Source organism: Streptomyces sp. NPDC048636 (assembly GCF_040650655.1).
In the GTDB taxonomy this organism is placed as follows: Bacteria; Actinomycetota; Actinomycetes; order Streptomycetales; family Streptomycetaceae; genus Streptomyces.
Genome location: NZ_JBEZHR010000002.1, coordinates 683,180 through 704,700 on the forward strand (window position 1 = coordinate 683,180; position 21,521 = coordinate 704,700).

A 21,521-nucleotide genomic window follows, 5' to 3' on the forward strand; every position below is an offset into this window, starting at 1 on the left:
CCGCCAGACGCGGCCGCACAACGGCGGAGCAGGGGGGCCGGGACTACAGCCCGTAGTGGCGCGCGGCCTCCTTGGCGGCGGTGCCGCTCACCTCACCGCGGCGGGCCAGCCGGTCCAGGGCCGCCACCACGATCGCCGGGGCGTCCACCCCGAAGTGGCGGCGGGCCGCCTCGCGGGTGTCGGAGAGGCCGAAGCCGTCGGTGCCGAGCGAGGACCAGTCCTGTTCGACCCACTGGCCGATCTGGTCCGGTACCGCGCGCATCCAGTCGCTGACCGCGAGGACCGGGCCCGGTGCGCCAGCCAGGGCACGGGTGACGAACGGGACCCGGTCTTCGCCATTGAGCCGCGCCGTGTCACAGGACAGGGCGTCACGGCGCAGCTCGCTCCAGGAGGTGGCGGACCACACGTCGGCGGCCACACCCCAGTCGTCGGCGAGGAGTTTCTGGGCCTCCAGCACCCAGTGGATGGCGGTGCCGGAGGCGAGGAGCTGGATCCGGGGCGCGTCGGCGGCGGGCGCCTCGGCCTCCCGGTAGCGGTACAGGCCCTTGAGGATGCCCTCCTCGACGCCCTCGCCCCGCGGCATGGGCGGCTGGACCTTGGTCTCGTTGTAGACGGTGAGGTAGTAGAAGACGTCCTCGGCGTCGGGGCCGTACATCCGCCGCAGCCCGTCCCGCACGATCACCCCGACCTCGTAGGCGAACGCCGGGTCGTAGGCGAGCGCCGCCGGGTTGGTGGAGGCGATCAGATGCGAGTGGCCGTCGGCGTGCTGGAGCCCCTCACCGGTCATGGTGGTGCGGCCCGCGGTGGCGCCGATCAGGAAGCCGCGGCCGAGCTGGTCGGCGAGCGCCCACATCTGGTCGGCGGTGCGCTGCCAGCCGAACATCGAGTAGAAGATGTAGAACGGGATCATCGGCTCGCCGTGGGTCGCGTACGACGAGGCGGCGGCGGTGAAGTCGGCCATCGAACCGGCCTCGGTGATCCCCTCGTTGAGGATCTGACCGTTCGTGGCCTCCTTGTAGTACAGAAGCTGATCGCGGTCGACCGGGTCGTAGGTCTGGCCGAGCGGGGAGTAGATCCCGGCGGTCGGGAACAGCGACTCCATACCGAAGGTCCGTGCCTCGTCGGGCACGATCGGCACCCAGCGCTTCCCGGTCTCCTTGTCCCGCATCAGCTCCTTGACCAGCCGGACGAAGGCCATGGTGGTGGCGATCTCCTGGCTGCCGGAGCCCTTGGCGAGGGCCTCGAAGGGCTTGGCGGACGGCTCGGGCAGCGCCACCGGGTGGACGGTGCGGGCGGGCGCCGGACCGCCGAGCGCCGCGCGGCGCTCCTGGAGGTAGCGCACCTCGGGGGAGTCGGCGCCGGGGTGGGCGTACGGGACGAGCTCGTCGTCCAGCTCGCGGTCCGGGATGGGCAGCTCCAGGAGGTCGCGCATGGTGCGGAACTCCTTGCCCGTGAGCTTCTTCATCTGGTGGTTGGCGTTGCGCGACTCGAAGCCGGGGCCGAGCGTCCAGCCCTTGACGGTCTGCGCGAGCACCACGGTCGGGGCGCCCTTGTGGTCCACGGCGGCGCGGTAGGCGGCGTGCACCTTGCGCGGCTCATGGCCCGCGCGGGAGGTGTGGAAGCACTCGGTGAGCTTGGCGTCGGTGACGCTCCGGGCGAGCCGGGCCAGCTCCGGGTCGGCGCCGAAGAAGTGCTCACGGATATAGCCGGCGTCGCGGGTGGCGTACGTCTGGAACTGGCCGTCGGGCACCTCGCGCAGCCTGCGCACCAGCGCCCCGGAGGTGTCCAGTGCGAACAGCTCGTCCCAGGCCGAGCCCCACAGCGACTTGACCACGTTCCACCCGGCCGCGCGGAACTGCGCCTCCAGCTCCTGGACGATCTTGAAGTTGGCGCGTACCGGGCCGTCGAGCCGCTGGAGGTTGCAGTTGATGACGAAGGTCAGGTTGTCCAGGCCCTCGCGCCCGGCCAGGGCGAGCGCGGCCGTCGACTCGGGCTCGTCCATCTCGCCGTCGCCGAGGAAGGCCCATACGTGGGAGTCCGCGGTGTCCTTGATGCCGCGGTTCGCCAGATAGCGGTTGAACCGGGCCTGGTGGATCGCGGAGAGCGGGCCGAGGCCCATGGAGACGGTGGGGAACTCCCACAGCCAGGGCAGCCGCCGCGGATGCGGATAGGACGGCAGCCCGTCGCCGCCCGCCTCGCGGCGGAAGTTGTCGAGGTGGCGCTCGGTCAGCCGGCCGTCGAGGAAGGCGCGGGCGTAGATACCGGGGGAGGCGTGGCCCTGGATGTAGAGCTGGTCGCCGGAACCGCCCGCGGCCTCCTTGCCGCGGAAGAAGTGCTGGAAGCCGGTTTCGTAGAGCCAGGCGGCGGAGGCGAAGGTGGCGATGTGGCCGCCGAGGCCGTCCCGGCTGCCGCGGGTGACCATCGCCGCCGCGTTCCACCGGTTCCAGGCGGTGATCCGCCGCTCCATCTCCTCGTCACCGGGGAAGGCGGGCTCCGCGGCGGTCGGGATGGTGTTGAGGTACTCCGACTCCAGCAGCGGCGGCAGCGCGAGCCCGGCGCCCTCGGCGCGCTCCAGGGTCCGGCGCATCAGATACGCGGCGCGGTGCGGACCGGCGGCCTGGGTGACGGCTGTGAGTGAGGCGCCCCACTCCGCGGTCTCCTCGGGGTCCCGGTCGGGGAACTGGTCGAGCGCACTCGGCTGCGTGCTGGCGAGATCGGTCATGATGCCGACTGTAATTCTGATCGATGATCGATCAAAGCGGCCGGGCGAAAAAAGTACTCCGTACCGCGAAATTGGCATTCCGTGCCGCGAAATCAGGCACGCGGTGCACAGCCGAGCACATGCTCCTTGACGAGTTCACCCACCCGCGGATCCCGGCGGCGGAACGCGTCCACGACCGCCTGGTGCTCCTCCGCGTAGGACTGCTGCACGGTGCCCAGCCAGCGGATGGACAGCGTGGTCCAGATCTCGATGCCCAGCGACTCCCAGGTGTGCAGCAGCACGCTGTTGCCCGAGGCCCGCACCAGCTCGCGGTGGAAGGCGACGGTATGCCGGACCTGCGCCTCGCCGTCGGCCTCGCGGTCCGCCGCGTACAGCGCCCGCACCTCGGGCTCCAGGGCGGAGGTGTCCTCGGCCAGCCGGGGCGCCGCCAGCTCCGCCGCCATCTGCTCCAGTCCGGCTCGTACCGGATAGATCTCCTCGAGGTCGGAAGCCGTCAGGTTCCGCACCCGGACGCCCTTGTTGGGGGCCGATTCGATCAGCCGCAGCGACTCCAGCTCCCGCAGCGCCTCCCGTACGGGGGTCTGGCTGACCTCCAGCTCGGTGGCGATCCGCCGCTCCACGATCCGCTCTCCCGGCTTCCAGCGCCCGCTGACGATCCCCTCCACGATGTGCTCGCGGATCTGCTCGCGCAGCGAGTGGACGATGGGCGGGGCCATGGGGCGCTCCTTAGGAACCAGCGGTGAACGGAAGTCATTATCCAGGCGGCGGGACCCCCGCGGACCGCACAGGGGACGCCCGGCGGCCGTCGGAACGGAAAAGGGCCGCGCCCCGCACGGAATCCCGTACGGGGCGCGGCCCTCTGCCGAGGCGTCCGCCGTGGGCGGACCAGCGGCCGGTCAGAAGCCGGTCACAGGCCGGTCAGAGGCCCAGCTCGACCTCGAACTCACCGGCCTCCAGGATCTCCTTGACGGCCGACAGGTAGCGGGCCGCGTCGGCACCGTCCACCAGGCGGTGGTCGTAGGAGAGCGTCAGGTACGTCATGTCCCGGACGCCGATGACGGTGCCCTCGGGCGTCTCCAGGACGGCCGGACGCTTCACCGTGGCGCCGATGCCCAGGATCGCGACCTGGTTCGGCGGCACGATGATCGTGTCGAACAGCGCACCGCGCGAACCGGTGTTGCTGATCGTGAAGGTCGCACCGGCCAGCTCGTCCGGCGTGATCTTGTTGCCGCGGACCTTGCCCGCCAGATCGGCGGTGGCCTTGGCGATACCGGCCAGGTTGAGGTTGCCCGCACCCTTGATGACCGGGGTCATCAGGCCCTTCTCGGAGTCCACGGCGATGCCGACGTTCTCCGAGTCGAAGTAGGTGATGGTGCCCTCGTCCTCGTTGATCCGGGCGTTGATGACCGGGTGGGCCTTCAGCGCCTGGGCCGCGGCCTTGACGAAGAACGGCATCGGGGAGAGCTTGACGCCCTCCCGGGCCGCGAACGAGTCCTTGGCCTGGGTGCGCAGCTTCATCAGCCGGGTGACGTCGACCTCGACGACCGAGGACAGCTGCGCCTGGCCGTGCAGCGCCTTCATCATGTTGTCGCCGATGACCTTGCGCATACGGGTCATCTTGACGGTCTGGCCGCGCAGCGGGGACGCCTCGAGAACCGGGGCCTTCTTGCCGGCCGGCGCGGCGGCGGCCGGAGCCGGGGCAGCGGCGGCGGCCTTGGCGGCCTCGGCGGCGGCGATGACGTCCTGCTTGCGGATCCGGCCGCCGACACCGGTGCCCTTGACCGCGGCCAGGTCCACACCGTTCTCGGCGGCGAGCTTGCGCACCAGCGGGGTCACATAGGCGCCCTCGGCCTCGGGGGCCGAGGGGGCGGGGATCGAGGGAGCTGCGGGGGCTGCCGGAGCCGGAGCGGCCGGAGCCGGAGCCGGGGCGGCGGGCGCCTGCGGAGCCGGGGCCTCCTTGACCGGCGCGGGGGCCGGGGCGGGGGCTTCCTGCTTCGGGGCTTCCTGCTTCGGGGCCTCCTGCTTCGGGGCCGGGGCGGCCGGAGCCGGGGCGGCGGCCCCCTGATCGGCTGTACCGATGACGGCCAGCCGGGCACCGACCTCGGCGGTCTCGTCCTCGGCGACCAGGATCTCCAGCAGGGTGCCCGCGGTCGGGGCCGGGATCTCGGTGTCGACCTTGTCGGTGGAGACCTCGAGCAGCGGCTCATCGGCGTCGACCGAGTCACCGACCTCCTTGAGCCAGCGGGTGACGGTGCCCTCGGTCACCGACTCGCCGAGCGCCGGAAGCACCACATCGGTGCCCTCGGCGCCACCGGCCGGGGCGGCCGCGGCGGGCTCGGGGGCCGGAGCCGGGGCCTCGGCGGCCGGGGCGGGCTCGGGCTGCGCCGCCGGAGCGGGCTCCGCCGCGGGGGCGGGGGCCTCGGCGGGGGCGCCGCCGCCGTCGTCGATGACGGCGAGCTCGGCGCCGACCTCGACCGTCTCGTCTTCGGCGACCTTGATGGACGACAGCACACCGGCCGCCGGGGCCGGGATCTCGGTGTCGACCTTGTCGGTGGAGACCTCGAGCAACGGCTCATCGGCCTCGACACGCTCACCCTCGGCCTTGAGCCATCGGGTGACGGTGCCCTCGGTCACGCTCTCGCCGAGCGCCGGCAGGGTTACGGAAACCGCCATGGTTTCGGTTGCTCCTTAACGATCTGTACGGATGATTCGCGCTCGTGCGATTAGTCGTGGGAGTGGAGCGGCTTGCCGGCCAGGGCCAGGTGGGCCTCGCCGAGCGCCTCGTTCTGGGTCGGGTGGGCGTGGACGAGCTGTGCGACCTCGGCCGGCAGCGCCTCCCAGTTGTAGATCAGCTGGGCTTCGCCGACCTGCTCGCCCATCCGGTCACCCACCATGTGGACACCGACGACGGCGCCGTCGCGGACCTGGACGAGCTTGATCTCGCCCGCGGTCCTGAGGATCTTGCTCTTGCCGTTGCCCGCGAGGTTGTACTTCAGGGCGACGACCTTGTCCGCACCGTACAGCTCCTTGGCCTTGGCCTCGGTGATGCCGACGGAGGCGACCTCGGGGTGGCAGTAGGTGACCCGCGGCACACCGTCGTAGTCGATCGGCACGGTCTTCAGACCGGCCAGCCGCTCGGCCACCAGCATGCCCTCGGCGAAGCCGACGTGGGCCAGCTGGAGGGTGGGGACCAGGTCACCGACGGCGGAGATGGTCGGGACGTTGGTCTGCATGTACTCGTCGACGAGGACATAGCCCCGGTCCATGGCGACCCCGGCCTCCTCGTAGCCCAGGCCCTGCGAGACCGGGCCGCGGCCGACGGCCACGAGCAGCAGCTCGGCCTCGAAGGTCTTGCCGTTCTCCAGCGAGACCTTGACGCCGTCGGCGGTGTACTCGACGCCCGAGAAGCGGGAGCCGAGGGAGAAGTTGATACCGCGCTTGCGGAAGGCGCGCTCCAGCAGCTTGGAGCTGTTCTCGTCCTCGACCGGGACGAGGTGGGGAAGGGCCTCGACGATGGTGATGTCGGCCCCGAAGGACTTCCACGCGGAGGCGAACTCGACGCCGATGACACCGCCGCCCAGCACGATCGCGGACTTCGGCACCCGGTCCAGCACCAGGGCGTGGTCCGAGGAGATGACGCGGTTGCCGTCGATCTCCAGACCGGGGAGCGACTTCGGCACCGAGCCGGTGGCGAGCAGGATGTGGCGGCCGGTGTAGCGCTGGCCGTTCACATCGACCGAGGTCGGGGAGGACAGCCGGCCCTCGCCCGTCACATAGGTGACCTTGCGGGAGGCGATCAGCCCCTGGAGGCCCTTGTACAGGCCCGAGACCACGCCGTCCTTGTACTTGTGCACACCCTCGATGTCGATGCCCTCGAAGGTGGTCTTCACGCCGAATTCCGAACCCTCGCGGGCCTGGTCGGCGATCTCACCGGCGTGCAGCAGAGCCTTGGTGGGGATGCAGCCGCGGTGCAGGCAGGTGCCGCCCAGCTTGTCCTTCTCGATCAGGGCGACGTCCAGACCCAGCTGCGCCGCGCGCAGGGCAGCGGCGTAACCGCCGCTACCGCCTCCGAGGATCACTAGGTCGAAAACGGTGCTGGCGTCGTTCGCCACGTCACGTCCTCCATGCATGGTGCGCCGGAGCCGGCCGTCGGTCGGCCGGGCGGCGGCTGTTGTTCGGCCGCTTCTTGCTTCGGCCCTGGTGTCGGGGGCCCTGTCCTGCCGAGACAACATCTTCGCACTTGTTGACGTGAGGCGGGACGCCGGGCCGTGTTGTGAGATTTCTCCAGACCCCAGTTCAGGGGTTACTCATGCGTATAAGGAATCCATGGCCCCGCCGATTTCGTTTACGGCGAAATCGGCGGGACTTTAGGCCCGTGCCTCAGCCCAGGTCGCCCGCGGCGGTGCGCTCGGCGAGCCGCACCAGCGTGCGCACGGCGGCACCGGTGCCGCCCTTGGGGGTGTAGCCGGACGGACCGGAATCGTTGAATGCGGGACCCGCGATGTCCAGATGGGCCCAGGTGATGTCGTCCTGAAGGAATTCCTTCAGGAACAGACCGGCCACCAGACCGCCGCCCATCCGTTCACCCATGTTCGCCAGATCGGCGACCGGCGAGTCCATGCTCTTGCGGAGATCGGTCGGCAGCGGCATCGGCCAGGACTGCTCGCCCGCCTCCTCCGCGATCTCGTGGACCGTGGTGCGGAACGCCTCGTCGTTCGACATGATCCCGAAGGTGCGGGTGCCCAGGGCGAGGACCATCGCGCCGGTGAGCGTGGCCACGTCCACGATCGCGTCCGGCTTCTCCTCGCAGGCGCGGGTGATCGCGTCCGCGAGCACCAGCCGCCCCTCGGCGTCGGTGTTCAGCACCTCGACCGTCTTGCCGCCGTACATCGTCAGCACATCGCCGGGACGGGTGGCGGAACCGGACGGCATGTTCTCCGCCAGCGCCAGCCAGCCGGTCAGATTGACCCGCAGCCCCAGCTTGGCGGCGGCCACGATGGTGGCGAACACGGCGGCGGCACCGCTCATATCGCACTTCATCGTCTCGTTGTGGCCGGCCGGCTTGAGCGAGATGCCGCCCGAGTCGTAGGTGATGCCCTTGCCCACCAGCGCCAGCGTCTTGGCGGCCTTGGGGTGGGTGTAGGCGATCCGCACCAGCCGCGGCGGGGCGTCCGAGCCCTGGCCGACGCCGAGGATGCCGCCGTAGCCGCCCTTCTTGAGCGCCTTCTCGTCCAGCACCTCGGTCTTGAGGCCGAACTCCTTGGCCGCCGCGACCGTGTTCGCCGCGAAGGAGGCCGGGTTGAGCACATTGGACGGGGTGTTGATCAGGTCACGGGCCCGGTTGACCTCGGCGGCCACGGCGATGGCGCGCTCGGCGGCGGCCTTGTACGCCTTGTCCCGCGGCTTGCCGCCCAGCAGGGTGACCTCGGCCAGCGGGCCGTTGCCGTTCTTCTTGTCCTTGGCCGCGGTGCCGTTGCCGCTGATGGCCTTGTCGTACGCGTACGCGCCCAGCAGCGCGCCCTCGGCGACCGCGGCGGTGGCCGCCACGTCCTCCACCGGCAGCGCGAACGCGCCCTTCTTGGAACCGGACAGCGCGCGGGCCGCCGCCCCCGCCGCCCGGCGCAGTGCCTCGGCGTCGTAGCCGTCGCCCTTGGCCGGGGCCTCGCCCAGGCCGACCGCCAGCACGACCGGGGCCTTGAGGCCGGACGCGGCGGGCAGCTTGGTCACCTCGCCCTCGGCGCCGGTCGCGCCGAGCGTCTCCAGTACGGCCGCCAGCTTGCCGCCGAACGCCTTGTCCACGGCCTCCGCGCCGGCGGCGACGACGGGGCCCTTCGCCCCCTTTGCCACGCCGACGACAACGGCGTCCGCGCGCAGTGTCGCGGCGGAGGAGGTGCTGAGAGTCAGTGCAGTCACAGTGGTCGGGTCCCTCTTCCGGTTAGTTCGTCGGCCGACATCGGATGTCCCCGCGAGGCGGGGGCGGTCGGCCGCGCCCGTCGGCATCGTATGCGCCGGTCGCCGGACGCCCGAGCGGCGGGCTTGTCGCGGCTCACCGCGAGGGTAGCTCTCACCGCGCCCGGGCGCGGCACCCAGTTGGCCGCGCGAGGGGTCAGCCGAGGGCGAGAACGACCAGCGCCGCGGTGGCCGCGGTCTCCGCCAGGGCGCCGAAGACATCCCCGGTGACCCCGCCGAACCGGCGGCGGCAGTGGCGCAGCAGGAGTTCGGCGGCGGCCAGGGCGGCCAGCACCGCGAGCCCCTGGCGCAGCGCGGACAACGGGCCGGACACCAGCCCGGCCGCGGTGCCGACGGCCACCGTGCCCACGGTCACGACCAGCGCCGAACGGAGCGGCACCGCACCCGCGACGGCGGCGCCCAGCCCCTCCGGACGGGCCGCGGGCACCCCCGCGCGGGCCGCGAGGGTCAGCGCGCAGCGGGCGGCGGTCCCGGCCACGGCGGCGGCCATCGCGCCCTGGGCCCAGCCCGCCGCGTACAGCTCCGCCAGCGCGGCCGTCTGACCGAGCAGCACCAGCAGCAGTGTGATGACGCCGAACGGCCCGATGTCGGAGCGCTTCATGATGCGCAGCGCGTCCTCGGCGGGTTTGCCGCTGCCGAGTCCGTCCGCGGTGTCGGCGAGCCCGTCGAGGTGGAGCCCGCGGGTCAGTACGGCGGGTACGGCGACGGTGGCGACGGCGGCCAGCGGTGCGCCACCGCCGAGCAGCAGCAGTACTCCGCCCAGCGCCGCCGCGCACAGCCCGGCCACCAGCCCGGCCAGCGGGGCGCACAGCATTCCGGCGCGCGCCGCCTGCCGGTCCCAGCGCGCCACGCGGACGGGCAGCACGGTGAGGGTGCCGAAGGCGAAGCGGAGCCCGTCGTCCCAGGCGAGGCGGGGAGCCCGGTCGGGTCGGGGCGGTGGCCCGGGTTCGGGTGCGGGTCCGGGCGCGGGGGACCGCCCGGTGTCCGCCGGGCGCTCCGGCTCCGGCGGTCGTGCGGGGGACTGCTCCGGCGTGGTGTCCATCGCGCCGCAGGCTATCGCGCACCCTGAGGGGCCATGGGCCACTGGTTGGAGCGGAACATCATCGAGCCCGGCAAGCTGCCGCTGCTCCTCGCCCTGGCCTCGTTCATCCTGTCGTTCGTCGTCGTCCGCACCATCACGCGGATGATCAGGGCGGGGCGGGGGCCGTTCCGCAACATCAGCCCGGGCGGGCTGCACATCCACCACGTGGTGCCCGGGGTGGTGCTCACCGTCATCGGCGGGTTCGGCGCGGTCGCCAGCTGGCAGCAGGGGGTCGGAGTGGCGATCTCGGCGGTGCTGTTCGGGGTGGGCGCGGGGCTGGTGCTGGACGAGTTCGCGCTGATCCTCCACCTCCATGACGTCTACTGGTCCGAGCAGGGCCGCAAGAGCGTCGAGGTGGTGGTGATCACCGCCTCCCTGGTCGTCCTGGTGCTCAGCGGGCTCCTTCCGTTCGGGGTGAACGAGGTGTCGGAGGCGGAGCGGAGCAGCCGCGGGGCGGTGATCGCGGATGTGGTGATCAACTTCGCCTTCGCGCTGTTCGCACTGGTCAAGGGGAAGCTGCGGATCGCGGTGATCGGGGTGATGGTGCCCATGGTGGCGATCGTCGGCGCGGTGCGGCTGGCCCGCCCCGACTCGCCGTGGGCCCGGCGCTTCTACCGGCGCCGACCGCGGGCGAGGAGGCGGGCGCGGAAGCGGGCCGAGCGGCATGACGCCCGCTGGCGACGGCTGAGCCGACGGCTCCAGGACTGGATCGGCGGTTTCTCCGAACCCCCGCCGCCGTCCACCCCGCCCTCATGAACCCGCCCGCGCCAAGAACCCCGCCCGCGCCAAGAACCCCGCCCGCGCCATCAACCCCGCCCCGCCCTTATGAACCCCCGTCGGCCCCCGCGCCGCTCTCGGCCTTCTCCACCCTCGTCCCTCTGGCCAGCCGGGTACGGTTCAGCCACTTCGGCAGTCCCGGCGCCTCCAGGAACCCTTCCGCGCGGGCCGAGGCGATCCCGATCCGCGGCAGCTCCGTGGACTTCTCGAAGAGGAGATAGCGCGGCTCCCAGATCGGCCGGTACTTGGCGTTGGCCCGGTACAGCGACTCGATCTGCCACCAGCGGGAGAAGAAGCTCAGCAGCGAGCGCCACAGCCGCAGCACCGGCCCCGCGCCCAGCCGTGCGCCCCGCTCGAACACCGACCGGAACATGGCGAAGTTCAGCGAGATCTGATCGACCCCGACCTCGTCCGCCCGCTGGATCAGCTCCAGCACCATGAACTCCACCAGACCGTTCTCGGAGTCCCGGTCCCGTCGCATCAGATCCAGCGACAGCCCGTGCGGGCCCCAGGGCACAAAGCTCAGCAGCGCCTTCGGCACCCCCTCGGCGTCGGTGCTGACGAGCATCACACAGCGGCCGTCGCGCGGATCGCCGAGCCGCCCCAGCGCCATCGAGAAGCCGCGCTCGGTCTCACCGTCCCGCCAGTCGTCGGCGAGCCGCAGCAGATCGGCCATCTCCGCCGCCGGGATGTCCTCATGGCGGCGGATGCTGACCGTGTACCCGGCCCGCTTGACCCGGTTGTACGCCTGGCGGACGGTGCGCATCGCCCGTCCCTCGAGGGTGAACTCCGCGGTGTCCACCAGCGCCTCGTCGCCCAGTTCCAGCGCGTCCAGACCGTGCCGGGCGTAGATCGTGCCGCCCTCCTCGCTCGCGCCCATGACCGCCGGGATCCAGCCGTGCTCCCGCGCCTCGGCAAGCCAGCGGTCGATCGCGCCCGGCCATGCCTCCGGATCCCCGAGGGGATCGCCGGAGGCCAGCGAGACCCCGCCCACCACCCGGTAGGTCACCGCCGACTTGCCCGACGGCGACCACACCGCGCTCTTGTCGTGGCGCAACGCGAAGTAGCCGAGTGAGTCCCGTTCGCCGTGCCGGTCCAGCAGTTCCCGCAGCCGACGGTCGTCGTCCGGGGAGATCGGGTCCACCGCACGGCGGGAGCGGAACGCCGCCCAGAGCACGAGCAGCAGCAGACCCGTGCTCATCACGTTGATGATCACGTTGGCCCAGCCGGGGGTCTCGATGCCCTCGAAGCGTCCGTCCACGGCCACCAGGGAGACCAGCCGCAGCGTCCCGTAGTGCCAGCGGTCCAGGAAGGTGGAGCGGTCGCCGTCGGCCGCGGTGTTGGTGACGGTGACCAGGGCGGCGGCCAGCAGTGAGCCGATCAGCAGCCCGATCACCGCGACGGCCGCGGCCAGTTTCGGGTTGGACCGGTCGCCCTTGGCGTAGAACCCGCGGCGCCCGATGAGCAGCGCGGCCACGAACGCCGCGGTGAGCAGCAGCGAGATCCAGTTCTGCGGATGGTGCCGGGCCGGGGCCCAGCTCATGGCGACGCCGATACCCAGCAGGGTCAGCCCGCCCAGAACCAGGTTGAGGATCCAGGCCGCGCGCTTGTGCCGGCGCATGGTGACGGCCAGGAACATCGAGAAGGCGGCCGAGAAGAAGCCCGCGGTCAGCAGATACGGGGTGAAGTACTCGTCGACGTTGTGCCGTTTGATGTCGTTGCCGAACGACACCCACACCGCCCCGAGCAGATTGATGAAGGTGACGGTACGCAGGTACCAGACGGTGAACGCCGCGGCGCGCGGCGGCCAGGCGGCGAAAGCGTGGCGGTCCAAGCGGGACCTCTTCCTCTCAACACGGCCGAGCGGAGGAGGGTGGGGCGTGGGCTGGCGGTCCGGACCATCGTGTCTGATATGTCCGGACCGCTCAACCGCAGTGCTCGGTCGGTGCTCAGTCCTGTCCCGGTCCGGCCTCTCCGGATTCCGTACGCCCGGCCTCTTCGCGCTCGGGCAGTTCCGCCGCCAGGGCCGCGGCCGCCTGCACCAGTGGCAGGGCCAGCAGCGCCCCCGTTCCCTCTCCCACAGTGACGCCGTGGTCGAGCAAAGGGGTGAGTGCGATCCGGTCCAGCGCCTTCTCCTGTGCCGGTTCCCCGCTGTTCTGCCCGGCCAGCCACCAGTCCGGGGCGCGGAACGCCACCCGCTGGGCGACCAGCGCGCCCGCCGCCGAGACCACGCCGTCCAGGATCACCGGGGTGCGGCGCACCGCGCTCTGGAGCAGGAATCCGGTGATCGCGGCCAGGTCGGCACCGCCGACGGCGGCCAGCAGCTGGAGCTGGTCGCCGAGGACCGGGCGGGCCCGGCGCAGCCCGTCCCGGATCGCCGCGCACTTGCGCATCCAGGCCAGGTCGTCGATCCCGGCGCCGCCGCGGCCGGTGACCACGGAGGCGTCGGTACCGCACAGCGCGGCGATCAGGGTGGCCGCGGCGGTGGTGCCGCCGACGCTCAGATCGCCCAGGACCAGCAGGTCGGTGCCCGCGTCGGCCTCCTCGTCGGCGATGGCCATCCCGGTGCGGAACGCCTGCTCGGCCTCCTCGTGCGTGAGGGCGTCCTCGATGTCCAGCCGCCCCGAGCCCCGGCGCACCCGGTGGCGGGTGACCTCCTCGGGCAGGTCGGCCGGATCGCAGTCCAGCGCCATGTCGATCACGCGGACCGGGACGCCGAAGCGGCGGGCGAGGATCGCCACGGAGCTCTCGCCGTCGAGCACCGCGCGCACCAGCCGTCCGGCGCTTCCGGCGGGACGCGCGGAGACATCGAGTCCGGCGACGCCGTGGTCGCCGGCGAACAGCACCACACGGGGACGCTCGACGGGCCGCACCGGCACCCGCTGTTGCGCGGCGGCCAGCCACTCGCCCAGTTCGTCCAGCCGCCCGAGGGCGTCGGCCGGTGGCACGAGCCGTGCCCGGCGCTCCTCGGCATCGCGGCGGACGCCCCCGTCGGGGCGCTCGATCAGATCGACGAAGTCATCGAGATTCAGGGCACTCACGCCGCGAACCCTACCGTCGGGGTGGCGGGGGCGCGTCCGCCGGTGCGCGGCGGGCGCCGGTCAGCCGCGCAACGGCACCGCCTGACCCGCCACCACCAGCAGCACCTGTTCGCATTCGGCCGCGAACGCCGCGTTCAGCCGCCCCAGTTCATCGCGGAAGCGGCGGCCCGAGGCGGTGGCGGGGACCACGCCGGAACCCACCTCGTTGCTGACGGCCACCACGGTGCGGCCGGTCGCCCGGACCGCCGCCACCAGGGCGTCCACCCGCTCGCGCAGGGCGCGTTCACCGCCGTGGGCCCACTTCTCGTCGTCCCAGGCGCCCACGGAGTCCATCGCGTCGGTGAGCCACAGCGCCAGACAGTCGATCAGCAGCGGCGGGCCGTCCTCCGCCAGCAGCGGGGCCAGTTCACAGCTCTCGGTGGTGCGCCAGGAGCCGGGCCGCCGGTCGCGGTGGGCGGCGATCCGGGCGGCCCACTCGGGGTCGCCGTCGCGGGTGCCGCCGGTGGCCACGTACAGCACCTCGGGGAAGGCGGCCAACCGCCGCTCCGCCTCCAGGGACTTGCCGGACCGGGCGCCGCCCAGCACCAGGGTGCGCCGGGGCAGATCCGGCACCGCGTGGTACTCGCCGACGATCACCGTCCGGCCGTCCGGGACCGCCCGCGCGCCCGCCGTGGCCAGCCGCCGGTGCAGTTCGCGGCCGGGTGGCACGGTGTGGTCGATATGCGCCGCCAGGACGTCGGTGGTCGCGCCCACCGCCCCGCTCGCCCGCAGCCGGGCCAGCGCGTCGGGGCGGCCCAGCACATCGAGCACCACCATGTCGTACGGCTGGCCCTGCTCGGTGAGCCCGGCCGGGGCGCCGCCGGGCGGCAGATACAGCAGCCGGGTGCCGTCGGGCCCGGTGACCCCGTAGCCGGTGCCGGGGGAGTCCAGGGCGATGGCCCGCACCCGGTGGCCGCTGATCAGGGACAGCTCACGGCCGTCCGGCACCCGCCCCGGGGCGGGCAGTCCGGCGGGGAACTCCACGGCCGGGCCCGCGTGCGGATGCGACAGCAGCACCTGCCGCACCCCGACCAGGGAGTATCCGGCGCGGGCGGCGGCGAAGGCGGCCCCGGGGGTGAGATCCAGGAGCAGTGCGCCATCGATGAGCAGGGCCGTCGCGGCCCGTGCCTCGTCGCCGACGGCGGTGGCGCAGGCCGCGCAGGGGCAGTCCTGCCGTGGCAGCCCGTCGGGGGCGCCGGTGCCCAGAAGTGTGAGTTCCACGTCCCGATCGTCTCGCGTCCACTGTCGCGGGTCGCGCGGGGCCACCCCGTACGGAGTGATCAGTCGCCTAGGCTGCGGGCAGATATCACCTGTGGACCGGCGGGCATCACCCGTCGACCGGCGGGATGGAGGAGGCGGACATGGCGTGGACGTGGCGGTTCGAGAAGTCCGATGGGACGGAGACGAAGCCCGCGGTACAGCCGGAGGAGTTCCCGACCCAGGGGGATGCGGAGTCATGGATCGGGGAGGAGTGGAAGGCGCTCCTCGAGGGAGGGGCCGAGCAGGTCGTCCTCTTCGAGGACGGCACCAAGATCTACGGTCCGATGAGCCTGCGCGGCGAATGACCGCCGACGGCTGAGGTTCGGAGCCCGGAGGTGGCGGCGCCCGATGCGGCGCCGCCACTTCTCTTGCCCGGTTCTCTTCGCCCGGGGCCGCTTCAGCCGGCGCGTACCCCGCACAGATGCAGCAGGGCCGCCACCGAGCGGTACGGATCCGTGCGCCCGGCCCGCTCCTCGGCCGCCAGCAGCCGCTCCCACTCCGGGGACGGCGGGGGCGGGGTGTCGCCCGTGGCCTGGTCGCCGAAGACCCGTACCCCGTACCAGGTGTGCAGCGGAGCGCCGATCGCGGTGAGCGTCGTGGTCAGCTCCGCGCGCCGGTCGGCGCGCACCCGCAGCCCGATCCGGTTGGTGTACGCGGGGGAGTCGAACGCGGCCAGCGCGGTGTCCCAGTCCCCGGCCAGACCGGGCCGCATCGCCAGCGCGTCGGCGTTGCGCACCAGCAGCGACAGCAGACCGCCCGGCGCCAGCACCCGGGCGAGCCCCGCCAGCAGCGGATCCGGCTCGGACACGTACATCAGCACCCCGTGGCAGAGCACCACATCGAAGGTGCCCGGCAGGAAGTGCGCGCCGGTGTCCCGGCCGTCGCCCTCGATCAGCCGCACCCGGTCCCGGATGCCCTCGGGCTCGTCCGCCAGCGCGGTGCGCACCACCGCCAGCATGGTGGGGTCGGACTCCACACCGGTCACCTCATGCCCGGCGCGGGCCAGCCGCAGCGCCTGGGTGCCCTGGCCGAGGCCGACGTCGAGCACCCGCAGCCGCCGGCCCACCGGATAGCGGGCGGTGATCTGCTCGTCGAGCTGGAGGGCGACCAGCGCCTGCCGGAGGGTGTTCCGCAGGCCCCCGAGCCCGCTCAGCCAGCCCTCGGCCCCACCGGCGAAGCCGGACGGCTGCCCGCTCCGGTCCGCGAGTCTCCCGCTCAGGGCCGCTCTCCGCGCTTGACCTGCGGCTTGGGCAGCCGCAGTCGGCGCATCTGGAGGGTGCGCATCAGCGCGTACGCCACGGTGCCGCGCAGATTCTCGTCGGGGAACCTCTCGCGCAGCCGGCGCTTCAGCTGGAAGGCCAGGATGAACGAGTTGATCACGATCATCACGATGACGACCATCCACAGCAGCAGCACATAGCTCTGCATGGCACCGGCACGGATCATGCTCAGCACCAGGATGACCACCGCGAGCGGCAGAAAGAACTCGGCCACGACGAACCGGGAGTCCACGAAGTCCCGGGCGAAACGGCGCACCGGGCCCTTGTCGCGGGCCGGGAGGTACCGCTCGTCACCGCTGGCGAGCGCCTCGCGCTGGCGGGCCATATCGGAACGGCGGGCCTCCCGCTGGCGCCGGGAGGCGTCCTTGCGGTTGGCCGGCGTCTTCGCCAGGCTGCGGCGCTGCGACTGGGAGTCGCTGCGCTTCGGCGTGGGGCGGCCCTTGGGCGCCTGCGGGTCACGGGGCTGCTGCGGCTGGTCCGCGGTCACCTTGGCGGTGGCGGCCTGCTCATCCTTGGAACGGCTTCGGAACACAAAGCCCAAGGGTAAGGGTTCCCGGGTGTGCGCCCCAGCCTCATGGGGAACGATCCGGCAACGGCGGTACCGCCGTATCGGGACACAGCGGTCACCCTACTCCTCGCGCCGGAGGCGCCGGGGTCGCGATCGTCCTGGAGGAGGAGCGCGAGCGGGCCCGAACAGTGCGGTAATAGAAGGAGGGCCCGTAGTCTGGGTCTGTTGGAGTGCTGGAGTCTCAAGTCCGTCAGAAGGGGGCGCGCGAGGCCCATGAGCGGTGTCATGAAGCGTATGGGGATGATCTTCCGCGCGAAGGCCAACAAGGCCCTGGACCGGGCCGAGGACCCGCGCGAGACCCTTGACTACTCGTACCAGAAGCAGCTCGAGCTGCTTCAGAAGGTGCGCCGCGGTGTCGCCGACGTGGCCACCTCCCGTAAGCGGCTGGAGCTCCAGCTGAATCAGCTCCAGGGCCAGTCCACCAAGCTGGAGGACCAGGGCCGCAAGGCGCTGGCGCTCGGCCGCGAGGACCTGGCGCGCGAGGCGCTCTCCCGCCGTGCCGCGCTCCAGCAGCAGGTCACCGATCTGGAGACACAGCACCAGACCCTCCAGGGCGAGGAGGAGAAGCTCACCCTGGCGGCCCAGCGGCTCCAGGCCAAGGTGGACGCCTTCCGCACCCGCAAGGAGACCATCAAGGCCACCTACACCGCGGCCCAGGCGCAGACCCGGATCGGCGAGGCGTTCTCCGGCATCTCCGAGGAGATGGGCGACGTCGGCATGGCGATCCAGCGCGCCGAGGACAAGACCGCGCAGCTCCAGGCCCGCGCGGGCGCCATCGACGAGCTGCTGGCCTCCGGCGCCCTCGACGACCAGTCCGGGATGGCCAAGGACGACATCGCCGCCGAGCTGGACCGGATCTCCGGTGGTACGGATGTGGAGCTGGAGCTCCAGCGGATGAAGGCCGAGCTGGCGGGCGGCAGCCCGCGGCAGGCCCTCGAGAGCGGTCAGCAGGACGAGTCGCAGCAGTCCCAGGGCCAGCACAAGTTCGACAAGCAGTAGCCCGCGCCCCCACCGGGCGAGGTCTCCTACCGGAGGAGGGCGTCGTGATCGTACGGATCATGGGGGAGGGCCAGGTGCAGGTGGCCGAAAATCAGCTGCCCGCACTGAACAAGCTGGACGACGATCTGCTCGCCGAGGTCGAGAGCGGCGACCAGGACGGCTTCCGGCGGACACTCGGCGCACTCCTCGACGCCGTACGCTCGGCCGGTGAACCGCTGCCGGACGACTCCCTGGAACCGTCCGAGCTGATCCTTCCCGCCCCCGAGGCCACCCTCGAGGAAGTCAAGGCGATGCTCAAGGACGACGGCCTGATCCCGGGTTAGCCCGGGCGCACTCCGGCACAGGTCGTGACCCCTTCACCGCCCGGGCACGGGCCGCCCTCGACGGCGCGCGGTCCGGCACGGCGCTTACCGTTGGATCCCGTGACTCCCCTCTCCGTGGGGCCGGGCCTGGCCCGTCCCTACCGCTGGCTGGCCGCGCATCCGAGGGCCCTGGACATCCTGGTGGCGATCAGCGTCTTCGCGCTGATCATCATCGGCGCGGTGGCCAATCCGCATATGCGCGGGCAGCACATCGGCCCGGCCTTCGTACTGCTGGCCCTGCTCTCCTCGGCCTCCCTGGTGTTCCGCCGCGATCTGCCGGGCAGTGTGCTCGCGGTCACCTCGGCACTCACCGTGGTGGAGATCACCACCCACCAGAGCGGACCGCCGCGCACCGCCATCGTGCTGGGTGTGGTGGTGGCGCTCTACACCCTCGCCGCCCGCACCGACCGCCCCACCACCTGGCGGGTCGGCCTGCTCACCGCGGTGCTGCTGACCGGCACTGCGATGCTCTTCGGGCTCAGCCCCTGGTACTCCCAGGAGAACCTGGGCATCTTCGCCTGGGCCGGGCTGGCCGCCGCCGCGGGCGACGCGGTGCGCAGCCGCCGCGCCTACATCACCGCCATCGAGGAGCGGGCGGTACGGGCCGAGCGCACCCGCGAGGAGGAGGCGCGCCGCCGGGTGGCCGAGGAGCGGCTGCGGATCGCCCGGGAGCTGCATGACGTGGTCGCCCACCACATCGCCCTGGTCAATGTGCAGGCCGGAGTGGCCTCCCATGTCATGGACAGCCGCCCCGATCAGGCCAAGGAGGCGCTCGCCCACGTCCGGGAGGCCAGCCGCTCGGCACTGGACGAGCTGCGCGCCACCGTCGGCCTGCTGCGGCAGTACGGCGACCCCGCCGCCCCCACCGAACCGGCACCGGGCCTGGGCGTGCTGGACCAGCTGGTGGAGGGCTTCGCCCGGGTGGGGATGCGGGTCGAGGTGGACGCGGAGCCGCCCGGCGGCCTCGGGCCGCTCGCGGGCTCGGTGGACCTCACCGCGTACCGCGTCGTCCAGGAGGCGCTGACCAATGTGCACAAGCACGCCGGGCCCGAGGCCAGTGTCCGGATCCGGATCGCCCGTGCCGGCGGCGCGCTGGAGATCACCGTCGTGGACGACGGCGCGGGGGCCGAGCCGCCGACCGCCGAGGCGGCCGCGGCGGACCTGCCCGTCACACCACTGGACGACGAGTACGGCGGCGGCCACGGGCTGATCGGGATGCGGGAGCGGGTCACCGCGCTGCGCGGCAGCTGCGAGGCGGGCCCCCTGCCCGGCGGCGGCTTCCGGGTGCGGGCCAGACTGCCTTTGCAGGGCCGTACGGGAGGGGACTCATGACGATCAAGGTGCTGCTCGCCGATGACCAGGCGTTGCTGCGCAGTGCGTTCCGTGTGCTGGTGGACTCCGATCCGGAGATGGAGGTGGTGGGGGAGGCGTCCGACGGCGCGGAGGCGGTCGAGATCGTCCGGGCCGAGGGTGCGGACGTGGTCCTGATGGACATCCGGATGCCCGGTACCGACGGGCTGGCCGCGACCCGCATGATCAGCGAGGATCCGGAGCTGACCGAGGTCCGGGTGGTCATGCTGACCACCTTCGAGGTCGACGAGTACGTGGTGGACTCGCTGCGGGCGGGCGCCAGCGGCTTCCTCGGCAAGGGCGCCGAGCCCGAGGAGCTGCTGTCCGCGATCCGGATCGCGGCGGCGGGCGAGGCGCTGCTCTCCCCGGCCGCCACCAAGGGCCTGATCGCCCGCTTCCTGGCGCAGGGCGACGGCGCCCCGGACGACGGTGACTCCGCCTACGACGCGACCAGGCTGGACGCGCTCACGGTGCGCGAGCGCGAGGTGCTGGTGCAGGTGGCCGGGGGGCTGTCCAACGACGAGATCGCCACCCTGCTGGAGGTCAGCCCGCTGACGGTGAAGACCCATGTGAACCGGGCGATGGCCAAGCTGGGGGCGCGGGACCGGGCCCAGCTGGTGGTGATCTCCTACGAGACGGGCCTGGTGCGCCCGGGAGCCTGAGACACCCCGGAAGACGCCTCGCGGTGGACGACGGACGGGGCGCGGAGCCCCTCGGCCCCGCGCCCCGTCCGTCGGCCCCGCGGCCCGTCCGTGCGCTACGGCAGCGCCAGCATCCGCTCCAGCGCCAGCTTGGCGAAGCTCTCGGTCTCCGGGTCGACCTGGATGCGGTTGACGACCTTGCCCGCGGCGAGCGACTCCAGCGTCCAGACCAGATGCGGCAGGTCGATCCGGTTCATGGTCGAGCAGAAGCAGACCGTCTTGTCGAGGAAGACGATCTCCTTGTCCTGATCGGCGAAGCGGTTGGCCAGCCGCCGGACCAGGTTCAGCTCGGTGCCGATCGCCCACTTGGATCCGGCGGGTGCGGCCTCCAGGGCCTTGATGATGTATTCGGTCGAGCCCACATGGTCCGCGGCCGCGACCACCTCGTGCTTGCACTCGGGGTGGACCAGCACCTTGACGCCCGGTATGCGCTCACGGACGTCGTTGACCGAGTCCAGCGAGAAGCGGCCGTGCACCGAGCAGTGGCCGCGCCAGAGGATCATCTTCGCCGCGCGCAGCTGCTCGGCGGTGAGCCCGCCGCCCGGCTTGTGCGGGTTGTAGACGACGCAGTCCTCCAGCGACATGCCCATGTCGCGGACGGCCGTATTGCGCCCCAGGTGCTGGTCGGGCAGGAACAGCACCTTCTCGCCCTGACCGAAGGCCCAGTCCAGGGCCCGCTTGGCGTTGGAGGAGGTGCAGATGGTGCCGCCGTGCTTGCCGGTGAACGCCTTGATGTCCGCCGAGGAGTTCATATACGAGACCGGCACCGTCACCTCGGCGATCCCCGCCTCGGTCAGCACGTCCCAGCACTCGGCGACCTGCTCGGCGGTGGCCATATCGGCCATCGAGCAGCCCGCCGCCAGGTCGGGGAGGACGACCTGCTGGTCGTCGCCGGTCAGGATGTCGGCGGACTCCGCCATGAAGTGCACACCGCAGAAGACGATGTACTCCGCGTCCGGCCGGGCCGCCGCGTCCCGGGCGAGCTTGAAGGAGTCCCCGGTGACATCCGCGAACTCGATGACCTCGTCGCGCTGGTAGTGGTGGCCGAGCACGAAGACCTTGTCCCCGAGCTTCTCCTTGGCCGCGCGGGCGCGGGCCACCAGATCCGGGTCGGAGGGCGCCGGAAGATCTCCGGGGCACTCCACACCCCGCTCGCTCCGCGGGTCGGCCTCCCGGCCGAGAAGCAGCAGAGCGAGCGGGGTCGGCTGCACGTCGAGGGGTTGGGCGGTGGTCACGTCACGCACCCTTCTTTCTTCGCTGGGGAAACCCTGATCCTGTTAATCGTCAAAATGACGCTATCTATCATAACTGCTTCACGTCACTTTGACGATGGGCATCATGTCGATGTGACGCATTCCCGGTCCGCCGGGC

18 protein-coding genes are annotated in these 21,521 nt (G+C 72.1%); 6 read left to right on the forward strand and 12 right to left on the reverse strand.

The features are described from left to right. Nucleotides 1–43: 43 nt before the first annotated feature. The 6 genes from aceE to AB0C66_RS08915 all read right to left on the reverse strand — a co-directional run bounded on the left by aceE (nt 44) and on the right by AB0C66_RS08915 (nt 9,734). The gene (aceE, locus tag AB0C66_RS08890; protein ID WP_362434726.1) at nt 44–2,722 is read right to left on the reverse strand and encodes a pyruvate dehydrogenase (acetyl-transferring), homodimeric type; all 2,679 of its coding nucleotides are present in this window, start codon (nt 2,720–2,722) and stop codon (nt 44–46) included. A gap of 92 nt (nt 2,723–2,814) precedes the next feature. Then, entirely contained in the window at nt 2,815–3,438 is a 624-nt protein-coding gene (locus AB0C66_RS08895; protein WP_362434728.1) for a GntR family transcriptional regulator, read from the reverse strand. Between the two features lie 202 nt (nt 3,439–3,640). Continuing rightward, nucleotides 3,641–5,395: a 2-oxoglutarate dehydrogenase, E2 component, dihydrolipoamide succinyltransferase gene (sucB, locus tag AB0C66_RS08900; RefSeq protein ID WP_362434730.1), complete on the reverse strand. Its 1,755-nt coding sequence runs from the start codon at nt 5,393–5,395 to the stop codon at nt 3,641–3,643. Nucleotides 5,396–5,445: 50 nt separating this feature from the next. Continuing rightward, nucleotides 5,446–6,834, reverse strand: a complete 1,389-nt coding sequence (lpdA, locus tag AB0C66_RS08905; protein ID WP_362434733.1) for a dihydrolipoyl dehydrogenase — start codon at nt 6,832–6,834, stop codon at nt 5,446–5,448. Between the two features lie 268 nt (nt 6,835–7,102). Beyond that, the gene (locus AB0C66_RS08910; RefSeq protein ID WP_362434735.1) at nt 7,103–8,635 is read right to left on the reverse strand and encodes a leucyl aminopeptidase; all 1,533 of its coding nucleotides are present in this window, start codon (nt 8,633–8,635) and stop codon (nt 7,103–7,105) included. 193 nt (nt 8,636–8,828) lie between these two features. Continuing rightward, entirely contained in the window at nt 8,829–9,734 is a 906-nt protein-coding gene (locus tag AB0C66_RS08915; RefSeq protein ID WP_362434738.1) for an adenosylcobinamide-GDP ribazoletransferase, read from the reverse strand. 33 nt (nt 9,735–9,767) lie between these two features. Here AB0C66_RS08915 and AB0C66_RS08920 point away from each other — a divergent pair, with 33 nt between their 5' ends. Further along, on the forward strand, nt 9,768–10,529 hold the full coding sequence (locus AB0C66_RS08920; RefSeq protein ID WP_362434741.1) for a hypothetical protein: 762 nt from the start codon (nt 9,768–9,770) through the stop codon (nt 10,527–10,529). 67 nt (nt 10,530–10,596) lie between these two features. Here AB0C66_RS08920 and AB0C66_RS08925 read toward each other — a convergent pair whose 3' ends face one another. From AB0C66_RS08925 to AB0C66_RS08935, 3 genes are all read right to left on the reverse strand, one after another. After that, complete coding sequence (locus tag AB0C66_RS08925) at nt 10,597–12,384, reverse strand: phosphatidylglycerol lysyltransferase domain-containing protein (protein ID WP_362434744.1); 1,788 nt, start codon at nt 12,382–12,384, stop codon at nt 10,597–10,599. 115 nt (nt 12,385–12,499) lie between these two features. Next, nucleotides 12,500–13,591 carry a nicotinate-nucleotide--dimethylbenzimidazole phosphoribosyltransferase gene (gene cobT, locus AB0C66_RS08930; protein WP_362434747.1) on the reverse strand — a complete coding sequence of 364 codons (1,092 nt, stop codon included), beginning with the start codon at nt 13,589–13,591 and terminating at the stop codon, nt 12,500–12,502. 60 nt (nt 13,592–13,651) lie between these two features. Continuing rightward, the gene (locus AB0C66_RS08935; RefSeq protein WP_362434749.1) at nt 13,652–14,851 is read right to left on the reverse strand and encodes a bifunctional adenosylcobinamide kinase/adenosylcobinamide-phosphate guanylyltransferase; all 1,200 of its coding nucleotides are present in this window, start codon (nt 14,849–14,851) and stop codon (nt 13,652–13,654) included. Between the two features lie 140 nt (nt 14,852–14,991). Between AB0C66_RS08935 and AB0C66_RS08940 the strand changes: the two genes are divergently transcribed. Beyond that, a complete protein-coding gene (locus tag AB0C66_RS08940; protein ID WP_362434752.1) occupies nt 14,992–15,195 on the forward strand; it encodes a hypothetical protein in 204 nt (67 codons plus the stop codon). A 92-nt stretch (nt 15,196–15,287) separates the two neighbouring features. On the opposite strand, the gene AB0C66_RS08945 is transcribed toward AB0C66_RS08940, so the two are convergent. Both AB0C66_RS08945 and AB0C66_RS08950 read right to left on the reverse strand, forming a co-directional pair. Beyond that, a complete protein-coding gene (locus AB0C66_RS08945; RefSeq protein ID WP_362435615.1) occupies nt 15,288–16,043 on the reverse strand; it encodes a methyltransferase domain-containing protein in 756 nt (251 codons plus the stop codon). 62 nt (nt 16,044–16,105) lie between these two features. Next, a complete protein-coding gene (locus AB0C66_RS08950) occupies nt 16,106–16,702 on the reverse strand; it encodes a DUF3043 domain-containing protein (RefSeq protein WP_362434754.1) in 597 nt (198 codons plus the stop codon). A gap of 261 nt (nt 16,703–16,963) precedes the next feature. On the opposite strand from AB0C66_RS08950, the gene AB0C66_RS08955 reads away from it, so the two are divergent. The 4 genes from AB0C66_RS08955 (at nt 16,964) to AB0C66_RS08970 (ending at nt 20,111) form a co-directional block, all read left to right on the forward strand. After that, nucleotides 16,964–17,737 carry a PspA/IM30 family protein gene (locus AB0C66_RS08955; RefSeq protein ID WP_362434756.1) on the forward strand — a complete coding sequence of 258 codons (774 nt, stop codon included), beginning with the start codon at nt 16,964–16,966 and terminating at the stop codon, nt 17,735–17,737. Between the two features lie 44 nt (nt 17,738–17,781). Further along, a complete protein-coding gene (locus AB0C66_RS08960; protein WP_362434758.1) occupies nt 17,782–18,060 on the forward strand; it encodes a hypothetical protein in 279 nt (92 codons plus the stop codon). 90 nt (nt 18,061–18,150) lie between these two features. Then, nucleotides 18,151–19,431, forward strand: coding sequence for a histidine kinase (locus tag AB0C66_RS08965; protein WP_362434760.1), 1,281 nt, complete (start codon nt 18,151–18,153; stop codon nt 19,429–19,431). Continuing rightward, nucleotides 19,428–20,111: a response regulator transcription factor gene (locus AB0C66_RS08970; RefSeq protein ID WP_362434763.1), complete on the forward strand. Its 684-nt coding sequence runs from the start codon at nt 19,428–19,430 to the stop codon at nt 20,109–20,111. The genes AB0C66_RS08965 and AB0C66_RS08970 overlap by 4 nt, the downstream gene beginning before the upstream one ends. A 95-nt stretch (nt 20,112–20,206) precedes the next feature. On the opposite strand, the gene nadA is transcribed toward AB0C66_RS08970, so the two are convergent. Beyond that, nucleotides 20,207–21,394, reverse strand: a complete 1,188-nt coding sequence (gene nadA, locus AB0C66_RS08975) for a quinolinate synthase NadA (protein WP_362434765.1) — start codon at nt 21,392–21,394, stop codon at nt 20,207–20,209. Nucleotides 21,395–21,521: the final 127 nt, after the last annotated feature.

What these genes read in the sequence shown, in the direction of transcription:
- AB0C66_RS08895 (WP_362434728.1), bottom strand. Translation starts at nt 3,438, where the DNA reads ATGGCCCCGCCCATCGTCCACTCGCTGCGCGAGCAGATCCGCGAGCAC.
- aceE (WP_362434726.1), bottom strand. Translation starts at nt 2,722, where the DNA reads ATGACCGATCTCGCCAGCACGCAGCCGAGTGCGCTCGACCAGTTCCCC.
- AB0C66_RS08970 (WP_362434763.1), top strand. Translation starts at nt 19,428, where the DNA reads ATGACGATCAAGGTGCTGCTCGCCGATGACCAGGCGTTGCTGCGCAGT.
- AB0C66_RS08915 (WP_362434738.1), bottom strand. Translation starts at nt 9,734, where the DNA reads ATGGACACCACGCCGGAGCAGTCCCCCGCACGACCGCCGGAGCCGGAG.
- AB0C66_RS08940 (WP_362434752.1), top strand. Translation starts at nt 14,992, where the DNA reads ATGGCGTGGACGTGGCGGTTCGAGAAGTCCGATGGGACGGAGACGAAG.
- sucB (WP_362434730.1), bottom strand. Translation starts at nt 5,395, where the DNA reads ATGGCGGTTTCCGTAACCCTGCCGGCGCTCGGCGAGAGCGTGACCGAG.
- AB0C66_RS08955 (WP_362434756.1), top strand. Translation starts at nt 16,964, where the DNA reads ATGAAGCGTATGGGGATGATCTTCCGCGCGAAGGCCAACAAGGCCCTG.
- AB0C66_RS08920 (WP_362434741.1), top strand. Translation starts at nt 9,768, where the DNA reads ATGGGCCACTGGTTGGAGCGGAACATCATCGAGCCCGGCAAGCTGCCG.